The sequence below is a fragment of the Edwardsiella sp. EA181011 genome, from assembly GCF_000800725.1.
GTDB lineage: Bacteria > Pseudomonadota > Gammaproteobacteria > Enterobacterales > Enterobacteriaceae > Edwardsiella > Edwardsiella anguillarum.
Genome location: NZ_CP011364.1, coordinates 2,025,676 through 2,036,922, shown reverse-complemented (window position 1 = coordinate 2,036,922; position 11,247 = coordinate 2,025,676). Strand labels below are relative to the sequence as shown.

General features: G+C 45.4%; 10 protein-coding genes and 1 pseudogene. 1 reads left to right on the top strand and 10 read right to left on the bottom strand.

The features are described from left to right. Positions 1-69: 69 nt before the first annotated feature. The 10 genes and pseudogenes from QY76_RS09040 to QY76_RS09000 all read right to left on the bottom strand — a co-directional run bounded on the left by QY76_RS09040 (position 70) and on the right by QY76_RS09000 (position 9,412). A complete protein-coding gene (locus tag QY76_RS09040) occupies positions 70-840 on the bottom strand; it encodes a thioredoxin domain-containing protein (RefSeq protein ID WP_235439366.1) in 771 nt (256 codons plus the stop codon). Positions 841-1,062: 222 nt separating this feature from the next. Beyond that, the gene (locus QY76_RS18465) at positions 1,063-2,022 is read right to left on the bottom strand and encodes a fimbrial protein (protein ID WP_081854051.1); all 960 of its coding nucleotides are present in this window, start codon (positions 2,020-2,022) and stop codon (positions 1,063-1,065) included. Between the two features lie 230 nt (positions 2,023-2,252). Further along, positions 2,253-2,822 (bottom strand): fimbrial protein, encoded by a 570-nt coding sequence (locus QY76_RS09030; RefSeq protein WP_225865093.1) that lies wholly within the window; start codon positions 2,820-2,822, stop codon positions 2,253-2,255. Between the two features lie 11 nt (positions 2,823-2,833). Beyond that, positions 2,834-3,253, bottom strand: a complete 420-nt coding sequence (locus tag QY76_RS17875; protein ID WP_256379297.1) for a fimbrial protein — start codon at positions 3,251-3,253, stop codon at positions 2,834-2,836. A gap of 262 nt (positions 3,254-3,515) precedes the next feature. After that, positions 3,516-4,061, bottom strand: a complete 546-nt coding sequence (locus QY76_RS09020; protein ID WP_158407643.1) for a fimbrial protein — start codon at positions 4,059-4,061, stop codon at positions 3,516-3,518. Positions 4,062-4,071: 10 nt separating this feature from the next. After that, positions 4,072-4,686, bottom strand: coding sequence for a fimbrial protein (locus QY76_RS09015; protein WP_045424372.1), 615 nt, complete (start codon positions 4,684-4,686; stop codon positions 4,072-4,074). A gap of 150 nt (positions 4,687-4,836) precedes the next feature. After that, a complete protein-coding gene (locus QY76_RS09010) occupies positions 4,837-5,589 on the bottom strand; it encodes a fimbria/pilus periplasmic chaperone (protein WP_034162530.1) in 753 nt (250 codons plus the stop codon). Between the two features lie 176 nt (positions 5,590-5,765). Continuing rightward, entirely contained in the window at positions 5,766-8,279 is a 2,514-nt protein-coding gene (locus QY76_RS09005) for an outer membrane usher protein (RefSeq protein WP_034162531.1), read from the bottom strand. Continuing rightward, positions 8,279-8,869, bottom strand: a complete 591-nt coding sequence (locus QY76_RS17870) for a fimbrial protein (RefSeq protein ID WP_235439365.1) — start codon at positions 8,867-8,869, stop codon at positions 8,279-8,281. The genes QY76_RS09005 and QY76_RS17870 overlap by 1 nt, the downstream gene beginning before the upstream one ends. Positions 8,870-8,879: 10 nt before the next feature. Beyond that, a pseudogene (locus QY76_RS09000) lies at positions 8,880-9,412 on the bottom strand (fimbrial protein). An 808-nt stretch (positions 9,413-10,220) separates the two neighbouring features. On the opposite strand from QY76_RS09000, the gene QY76_RS08995 reads away from it, so the two are divergent. Further along, positions 10,221-10,859, top strand: a complete 639-nt coding sequence (locus QY76_RS08995; RefSeq protein ID WP_034162533.1) for a hypothetical protein — start codon at positions 10,221-10,223, stop codon at positions 10,857-10,859. Positions 10,860-11,247: the final 388 nt, after the last annotated feature.

The window sequence follows — 11,247 nt, the reverse complement described above, 5'->3', positions numbered from 1 at the left end:
AATGATGAAGATGAATACAGCATTAATCTGTATGAATTAGGAGGCGCAGGACGCCCATATACGGCAAGGCTACTTGGCTTTTCCGCCGGCCAGTTCGATGGCCGCCTGGAGCTGGCTAGCACTCACGGCTCCTGGCAACACCAGGGTATTGTCTACATTCGCTCCCTCCTGCGGCATCACCACGAAGGCCGGCGTCCCGCTCAGCCCCAACGCTTGTCCCAATTGTATATTGGCCGCGATCTGCGCCAGGTAAGTATCAGGCGTGCGGTGCCCCTGCGCATCAAGGACAATCCCCTGCACCGCCAGCAGCTGATCAATATCCGCCGTCGCCAGGTTCCCCTCGTTTTTCCCGGTCGCAAACAGGCCATTATGATAGGCACGATATCCCTCGGCACCTTTACTGGCCCACACAGCCTGCCCCGCCGCCGCCGCCGCCTGTGAGGCTGGCCAACGCGAGGCAAAGATGGGAAATGCCTTAAAAATAAAGCGTACGCTGGGATTGGCGGTGACCACATCATCAACCAGCGGAGCCATCTTGGCGCAGTAGATACACTGGTAATCGAAGAACTCAATCACCGCCACCTTCGCCGTTTGCGGCCCCAGCGCCGGGGTATCCGCATTGCGTAGCAACGCCTTCTGATGCCCTAACGCCGCCTGTACCATGACGCGTCGCTGCGCCTGGCGGCGCTCATCCTGTAGCCGTTGGTTGGCGGCCAGCAAAACCTGTGGGTGGCTGGCGACATACTCCCCGGCAATCTTGCCGATGGCCGCGACCTGCTCTGGGGTAAAGTCGTCAGTTTTGCTCTTCGCCGCCAACGCTGGATGTCCCCCAAGAAACACATCGCCATCACGGCCGCGAACGAGACGAATCCGGTGCCACGGAGGGGGCCACCATATACATTACAATTACTCATGCATTAGATCCTAAAAACGAATCATACTATAGCTTAATAAGCCTGCCCCAAAAGAGAGTGAGACAGCATATTGACCAATTCAGTGATCTATCTTGAATAGATTCATCTGTAATGAATTCTAAAAACCCTTTAATGTAAATAAAATATATTATGGCAAATTAATTACCAACGCCATTGAAGCCGTATACCCCCCAGTCGCGATCGACTCAGCCGACGTCGCTGGATTACGGTTAAGTGTAAAACCAAGATTAGAGGTCGCCGAACCGGTCACATTCATCTGGAAGGTAGTCCCATTTTTTAATGGAACACCATCAGCCGTAACCGTAACGCCTAAATCCTTATTAGATGTTAATAGCTGAGTATCAGACCACGATGTTGGCATATTTATTATAGTCTTTACGCTCAGAGGCATTGGATCCGTTGAGTCACAGGTAACGGTTAAGGGAACAATTTTTTGTGCACCACCGCTAGTCTGGATATCACTCCGTTCAATCTGCCCCAAGTCCACATTCATCGGGTTAGCCGAGGTTACAGAGCAGGTAGGACTCGGTGGCGTTGGTGGAATTATCTTCCCACTATGGCAATACCCGGAGAGTCCACTCGGCGATGAGGAATCGTTGTAATCACCACGAAGAACAACACCACCATCTGTTTCAAAAACAGCACACCACAACTCTCCCTCTTGCTTAGAGACAGTTGGAGTTGGCAGCTCCATAGGCGCGCCATCCTTAAGATCCTTAACATCAACATATGCGCCATAGTGATGCCAATATCCTTGACTATCCGTTGCAGAACAGCGGCCGTCGCCAAGAGTACCCAATGGCGCATCGGGACAACGGTGCAACCCATCGCCTGGCCCCGTCACTACCGACAGCCTAATTTTTGTGACTGTATCTGGAATATATCCAACCTGATAGCCATCAATGGTTTTAAATGTCGTTGGGCTGTTAAGATAATATGCTTTTTTTGTTTTATCTACTGAGAAACTAAAAATAGATCCATTTACTGAGGTTATGCTCTTAGGTACCAATACCTTCTTGGCATTGCTGATAGCATAGTTGGATACTATACACAACCATACACCGATCCCCCACAATATCACTTTCATTTATGCTCTCCCCAAGCTTAAGGGCTAATAGATAACCTCACTCACCCTATCGGATTATTGGCAAATCTGTCATTACCCACATACGCCCATCATTGATGGTAGAAGGGTAAAGATTATCACCTGGCTATCATAGTGCTAAATTTTGTTAGCAAGTCTATCCGTTACATCAACCGCCAATAGCACACGAAGGAAGCGTCTTGATAACGAAATGGGCCATATAGGGATATCAACTATAAATACTCAAGAGTAAAAGTGGCCACCGCCGTAAAATTACCAAGAATAATACTATGTTTGAGTAATGCCGTGGGCTCACCCTGTACATATCCTTTAAATGTCAATATGTTATCACCGCTCATAAGCGTATAGGATGGTGTTGATTTGTTTAATGGTAAGGCCGAGCCATCAGACTTCTCCATACCGATAGCAATACCGCTGGCAGGTCCGCTGCTCAATGCTAATAGTGTTGGCAATTCCTTATTGGGCATACCGCCGAAGGTGACACGTACCGATTGCCCCAATGTAACATCACAATCTAATAGCCGAATATTGAATACCTTGCTCGCGGTACGCATATTAGTATATAAATACTTATCTACCACCGTACCAAAGTCTAATGTAATATCTGTGGTGTCAGGATCGAGAGTACAAGGTTCAGTGACTAGAATACCGTCGAAATTAAGGTTATTGTCACCGGTGGCCCAAACCACTTGCCCGATCGACAGCAACACAATTAGTACAATGCTCTTCATGCCGCCATGTAGTATCCATGATGGATAGGAGACGATAGCCGGATAGCGCATTATTTGCCTCTCTATTCAAATACAACCAATAAAGTCGCAGTGGCCGAAAATGCCCCCCCGGACAAGATCACACCCGGTTGCTTAACGGGAACAGCCTGCAACACCGGATTATGTACTTGCTCATAGCGTAATCCTTTATTGATCTCCATCGGGTGACCATCCTGAATTATATGTATCCCCAACCCCGCCACCGATGTATTCAGCGCCGCGGGATCATAACCTGTAACAGAACCGTTGACAAACATCAACATCGGCTGGCCTCGGTTTTCATCTTCATTATATTGATCATCACACGTCACTGTATACGGAATGGTCTGGATATAGTTGACACCATCAACTTTATTCACCCCGACATTTCCAAAATGAATATTTATCGGTTCGTCATTATTAATATGGCAAGGCTTACGCAGTAAGGTACCCGTAAAGGTGATAGAGACCTTATCACCTGTAATATCAGCCTGTGAAGATGAAATTGCCGCAAAAAAATCAGTAAAAACATTAAGAACATCGATAGATAGCGTACGCTCTTAGCTATATTTTTTTTCCATTGGAAGACGCTATCATACGATACAGAGATTATATGTTGCCAATTGTCATTTATCATAGTTATTCTCAATGATAATCTACGCTAAAAAATTACTGATATCATAACCTTCTACCCACGAGTTACCTCTCGACTTCACCATGGATATTTCAAACATAATCTACAGTCAATGTTATCGATGCCGTAAACTTCTGCCCATTATAAAACGTCACATTTGCGCCTTTCATCACCAGAGCTTCAATCTTCGGAGGCCGGTTAGGATCAATCGCTATCCAACTGCCCGGACTTAACGTAGTGCCATCCAGCATGATCTTAATTCCTAAGCCACGCACATTTGTTGCCAACGCGGTGTCATCGAAAGAAGCACGGGTACCGACAAAGCGCATTTCAACTAATCTGCCATCAGGTTTTTGCTCTCCTTTACAAGTCAATGTATAGGGTACCTCTTTGCGATAGCCTCCTGCGGCTAGATCTGAAACATATACATCACCAAAATCTACGACAATCGGGTCATCACTACCAAACGAACAATGGGCATTGGCTGTAACCGTACCATTAATATTGATAGCAATATTAGTAGGATTACTCGCTAGCGAGTACAGCGGGAACATTGCTAACGCGATACCAGCGCATACCGCCAGCACCCAGCCCATCCCCCACCCATGCCCAACCGCCGCCATAGCCTGTTTAACCATCGTCCCGTTCTTAATCATAATTCAGCCCAAAGTTCACCACGGAGCGCCAAGCGCCTGTGACCAATGGCGCAGAGGTCCGCTCTGGCATGATGTAGTAGGTCAATTGGCTATTGTTTGGCATTAAATACTGCGGCGTACCGCGATCTCCCAGGCGGACATCGCGCCGATTACTATCCTGGAGACGTAATGCCAGCCCCGATGTTCCCTGAACTTGTAACAAGTCAGGATTATCGGCATCCGCTGCACCTTTAAAGGTTACCGAGACGACCGGTTGTAGGCGATCGCTAGTACGGTTACCACTGCGCAGATCATCTTGATGTCCTCCGCTATGCAAGCAATCGCGTAGCGAGAGCTGCACCGCCACAGGGGCCCCTTGGTTACCGGGATAATGCAGCTGCCCGGCCGGCACCGTCCCCAGAGAAATTTGCTGATAGGCCGACTGCATATCCAAACGGCAAGCGCCCTCCGTCAGCACGCCGCTGACATGCAACATCCCATGCGAGCCATCGACATTCCAATTATCCGACGTTTTATCTAACATTGCCGATAGAGCACTCAGTGACACGAATAACAAACTACCCAGTAATACACCTTGGCAATAACGTTGAACGCCCTGAGCCATCATATTCTCCTACCCTTTGACGTATTATCCTGAGAATCATGCATTGCTTCTCTCGCCACTCTCGTCATCACATTCCACTGCCCGTTACCGGGTACATTCGCCATAATGTCTGTTATGTCGTATGTGACCCACCATGCTTTCACTCGCCACGATTCAGCCAGGGTGATTGGCCTTCACCGTGCAACTGCTACCGGCGCACTGGAATTCCAACTTCGGACGCCCGCCAAAATCGTTGATATACGTCAGCACCGGTGAACTGCCCAATGCGGCAGCGCTGCCCGGGATACTGGCACTACCTTTGGGATCGATCATGAAGGGGGAGAACCCGTTGACATCCTTACCCTTCAGACTGCTGGATGCCCCCGCGATCGTCACATAGTATGGTGTCGGGTTATTGATCTGGTACTTATCTGCCATACGAGTCAACGTTACCTTCATCTGCCATGGATTGGCATAGGAGTCCGCTGTCGCCATCAATGCTTTCGGACGATAAAACAGCTTAATTCTTGTCTGTAGTGCAACTTGTAACGTATTCGGTTTATTACTCTTCGGCGGAATCTCTCGCAGGTTAAAATAATATAACGATTCGCGATCCTGTGGTAATTGCCCTATTGCAGGTATCGCCTGAATTTTTACCTGACTCTTCGCTCCCGGCTCTACACGTTGCAATGGTGGCAACACGATCAATGGTGATTCAATCTTCTTTCCATTAATATCTTCAATCCAGCCTTGAGCCAAATAAGGCAGTTCTTTGTTCTCATTGCTTATATTTAGACTCACAGAGCGATTGGCTCCATCAAAAATAACCCGAGTGCGATCCAGTGCTATCGCAGCCATTGCCTGCTGAGCTCCCACAGCAGCGCCAATCACGACGGCCAGTGCCGCCAGAAAAATATTTTTCTTCATACCTTCTCACTATCTCATCAATAATCGTAAAGATTGCTATGTCGCGTAATCTCGATGGTCTATTCCTGCAACACAGAAAAGCTTATCTATCACTGCTCACTGTCTACTATCATCGCAAGAACCCCTGTCCCCAACCGTGGCAAAACATCGCAATATGGTTATTTCTTAGCTATCAATTAATGTCCATTAAGCGGCTGACATGGTAATAGCAACATGCCCCCTGGTGACGGCAGTGACTTCGGTATAGTCAAACGACAACGTTCTGCACCATCCCAGCGAACATTCATTATCTCACCGACCTGAATACCCGTTAACCATATTCGGCCCTCGTCATTCACAATACCTAATTGCTCTTGGTTCTGATTACTAACAATAGCGCCAAAGGGTGGCGTACTCCCATCGGCCAACGTGATGACCGCCATTGATTTCTCCCCTGCGATGATACCAAAGCGGCGATAGCCAATAGCGCCCTCCGTCAGTGTCCCTTCTACCACCGAGCGCGTTGCCTCAACGTTATCGGCCAAGTGATCAACATCCACCTTGACTGCATTATGGTAATAGCTGTTCACATCACCGACGACGGCCTTACCAAACATATTAGTATCAGTGATCCCGCCGTAACCATAGATCGGCACGCCTGCCACACCATCAGTATCCACCATCATCCGGGTCCCTCCCATTACATTGATCCGGTGTAGCGCCGCCCCTTGCATCGTCGCAGTCATCCCTCCCTGCAGGCTCACTCCCAGAGAGCTGTACTGCCCATCTTGGTAGCTAGCATTGGCCGTAACCTGCGCCAAGTCGCCATCATGGACAAAGTAACCCGATGCAGCCGCGCGACCTTGGTTACCCACACCGGCACGAATGTTATAGTTATTGTTGGCATTGATGATGCCTGAATAACCAACCATATTCGTATTACCGCTGCTAGAATGCTGGCTATCATACGTTAAAGTACCATGGGTTCCCCACGGAACACTCAGGCTCACATACATCCCATCATCATTCGTATTGTTATATGCACTACGGTAAGCTGATAATGACAAACTAATGTTTTTAATTCGGCCGAGATCAAAATAACGAGCCAGCGACAAGGTATAACTATCCTCTGATGGGCGATCCCAATAGGTTTGATGGCTATAGTTCAAGTTGGTCGAAAGATTCAATTCACTAAATTGTTTATTTAAGGTAATAGTGTATAGTTCACGTCCCATACCATCACTCTGGCCAAGATAACGCGCATCGAGATACTGAGACATGCTCATAAAGTCACGTTGACTAAAGCGATACCCAGCGAAAGTTACCTGGCTATCATATTGATCAAAGCGCTTAGAATAACTCAGGCGATACGATCCCCCGCTCTTCACCCCTTGCTGCGGTAGTTCGGCAGTGGATTGAGTGATATCAAACGATAATGCGCCAAAAGCCATCAGGTCTCGCCCAATGCCGAGCGCTAGCGCATTATAATCACTACCCGCTAATACGGAGCCACCGTATAACGACCACCCGTTATTGATACCCCAAGAAAATTCCCCGGTGACAAACCCTGGCCCTTGTTGGTTGTGCTGATAATCTAAGGGCCTTCCCAAGGCCAACTTATAGCGTACTAGCCCGGGACGCGTCAGGTAAGGAATATTAGCCGTATTCACCTGGTAGGTACGCACCGAACCATCCTCTTCAGTAATTTTAACATCCAGCGTACCGGTTGTTGCCGAGTTGAGATCCTGAATCCGGAACGGACCGGCAGCTACCGTAGTCTCATACAGTACACGTCCCTGTTGGCTAATGGTTACCTTAGCATTGGTATTCGCCACGCCTGTCACCTCTGGCGCATAGCCGCGTAGATTGGGTGGCAGCATGTTGTCATCGGTCTCCAGGCTAGCACCCAAATAGCGAAAGCTATCAAATATACTGGAGTTTAAATAACTTTCGCCTAGCGTTAACTTAGCCCGCAGAGCGGTAATGGCACGATAGGCATAGTAACGCGTCCAATCCCAGCTACGCTCGCTGTTATTACTATTGCCTGGTTCTGAGTTATGATTATAATTCCCTTGCCAATCAGCACGAAAACGCCACGCCCCAAGATTAAACCCCGTCGTTCCGTTACCGCTTACTGACTGAGTACCATCGCCCCGATGAGATCGAGTAAGTTGAGTATTGAAATTATAGTCAAATAATAATCCTGCTACACCATCATCCCAAGTCGCTGGTGGGTCCCAATCTTTCGCAGTATATTCAAGATAAGCTTGAGGTATGTTCAAATATAGAGAAGCACTGGCCAGCTCACCTTGAGCCGACATCCCTTTAAGGGAATCAAAATTCAGACACTGCCCCTGATGCCAATAACTTACATCACGTAATGCACTCGTTTTCAGCCCCAGACGCTCGACCATATCGGGAGTGATACACGGTTCACTGCCTTTAGGATTATTATCTGGAGCAAGGAATTTTACGGTCTGCTCTGGTAGCGCATTTTTATTAATATAGACCACCATGTTATACTCCCCAGGCATAATATATCCGGCCTGGGAAAACTCGCTTAAATCGATGCTGCTCCGATCCTTAACATCCAAGACGTCGGTATTAAACTCCACGCTTTGTGCAGCTAATACTGACTGCCCAAATATCGCCAGCGATACTACCACTGACAACGGGCGAATAACAAAACGACGAACCTCATGCCCTTGCATCAGTAATAATCCAATTTAAAACGAATAGATGTCCGGTACGCTCCCGCCTGCAACTTCTTGTGGTTAGTCACCAAACGCATCGTGTAATACAGCATATTACTACCAGGATGAAGATTACCTGCAGGCATTTTCACTCCGGGAATAGCTAAATTATCAGCCTCATCGGCGATTTGCAGTCCCACCCCTCGACCTTCCCCACTTACTGCGAAGAGATCATGGTGTGTCGCAGCACCATCAAATGTCACCCGAAACGTATTCCAATCTGGCTGGTTAGGATTATCTCTGGCTAAATCACAGTGCTCTAGCCGAATACGAAACGATCGCGTCGGACCATAGCTATCACGCATAATTTGTGCAACGGGGACCACAGACATATTAATGATCTGATCACGGCTCTCCACGGCAATGGAACAAGGTGTATCAATAATGGAACCTTGCATCCTGACATAACCCGTACCTAAGTCACTTGCCCTAGATATTGCAGGTAACGCCAGCAGGTAAAGTACCACTATAGTAAAACCGCAATAACGCATGCCACCCCCACTCAAGCCTTGTGTTGAAATGGCCAGGTAAAATACCCGGCCAGACATGCGCAGAGCCTTACTGGTAAGCCAAAACGAAGCTTGCAACAGAGGCAAAATCACCGGTCTGAATCGCACTAGAACCAGTATCACCTTTCAGGTAGGCAGAGAAATGTAGGGTATTGCTACCATCCACAATGGATTCAGGTGCACCGCCAATAGCATCGTTAATTTTGATCGGGGCACCGGTAGAGTCCACGATAACGATAGCGGCACCAGCTGCTGTCCCGCCTTGCAGACTCAAATTATCACCATCTGCGACACCATTAAATGCGGTAGTCACGGTTTTCTTAGCCAACGCTGAAACGTCACATCCCTCCAGTTTAATATTAAACTGCTGCGGAGAAGATGTACCCCCCCCAGCAACGCATTACTGGAGACCTGTCCCAGATTGACGGTTTGATCAGTGGTATCAGGCGTAATGGAACACGGTGCATCGATAATTGCACCTTTAAAAGTCACAGTGCCTGATCCCTCGGTTGCGGCAAATGCAGCACCACTAGTCGTAGCAGCAACCAGCCCCAGCATAACAACAAGCTTGTTCAATTTCATTGCAAAATATCCTTAGATATACATTATGTATAGATTAGTTGTACCAATAGGATAAACTAAAATAGGTTATCGTTTATCCACCTAGTGTTATCCCTGAAAAACAAAATTAAAAAAATAGTCATCCATTGGGATAGATACATCTCAAAAATTCACAGTGCATCAAAAACAAATACCAGGTAAAATCAAAGATAAGCAAGCTTGACTGATTACTTAGCTCAAGATTCAAGGCTTAACCTGACCTGAGCAGGATTAACCATATTCAAGGCTTAACTTGATCTGAGCTGGATTAACCAAAGTTCCTGACCTAGAGCGAAAGCGTAGCTGCAGCGCAGCAGCTGCTTATCGGCCTAGTTACACGCTGTCAATTAATAATATCCAGTCATCAAACCAGGAGACAAATCAAATAAATTAAAGCATGGAATAAGAATTAATAATGTAGACAAAAAAATCAATTAAAACAGTTAATTACAAAATAAACCCAAAGCCGCAAAGACAATAAAATCACCTACAGACAGATAACGTTAGCGAGTAATCTTCACCGTTAATTATATAAAATAGAGTTAATGCCACGCCACATTACATCAGCTAATCTAAGACATTAAGAAAAATAATCCACGGTCGTCATAAATTCATTTGACAGTAAAATAAATTAAATATTAACATATTTAATACTTATCTATAGTCCTTAAACAATAGTATATAAACGACCTCAACTGAAAAACATCAAAACATCGATAATTAATCATTACTAAATGAATAAATCATTTGTAGAATGGCAAATGTACGGTCAAGTCAAATGGAGCACGTTATGAATATAAGTTCATTCACTAGCGATAAAAAAATTGCTTTTTTTTGCAAAAACCAACTATTAGATTTATCTATTACTGAGCTGATTCGCTCAATATCTACGATGAGCATTGAACATATTGATATAGAAAACATAGGCGATATAGAAAGTAAAATTGTTAACTACATAGGGATCATATATGCCGTTGGCAACGAGGATTTATCCATTTCATTATTAAATGCAATAAAATCAATCAGTGAAAAATCCATTTGCAAGCAGCTCATCATCACATCATTACTGGATGGTGTTTTCTCTAAATTTAATATGACATCATCAATCCCACTATCCAGTACACTGGAAGAAATAAAACAAGCAATATCACTAATATTTGAGATGGATGAAAAAATTGATAACTACACACTTGAGAAGAAAATAAAGATATCAGAAGATAATATTGCCATGTTAAGAATGATGGCCAATGGTACTAGCGTAAAAGAGGTGTCTATTATATGCCGTAAATCAAAGAATGCGATATACCGATGCCAAAATAAGATTATTCATATGATTGGAATAAAAAATAAGCAAGAGAGATCCATTCTCTTATCTAATTATAATCACCTCATTTCGGCATTGCTCGCCATCAACAAAACAACCAGTTAAGATCTCACGCCCCCATAATCAACACGAAGAAACATACTGATAGCACGACCATTTCTATCTATTTTTTGACAATTATAGCGTCAACGCATCTCGATATGAGAGCAAACCTTGATTTACAATCGTGGTTATATATAGTTTGTATATTCGATGACGTAACTTATATCTCTCTTAATTATATCCACATTATTATTCAAGCACATTGTCACTCAAACAATTTCCTTCTCCTACGAGAAAAATCTTGGAAGAAGGAGATTACTCCTCAGCCAAGCAGATCATGGCAATCCCATTATAACTATTTGTTATATACATGCAAAATAATAGATATTTAATACACCAATACGCGTGTAACATAATGAAAATTAATGTAACTTAATGTAAACAAAGCTAC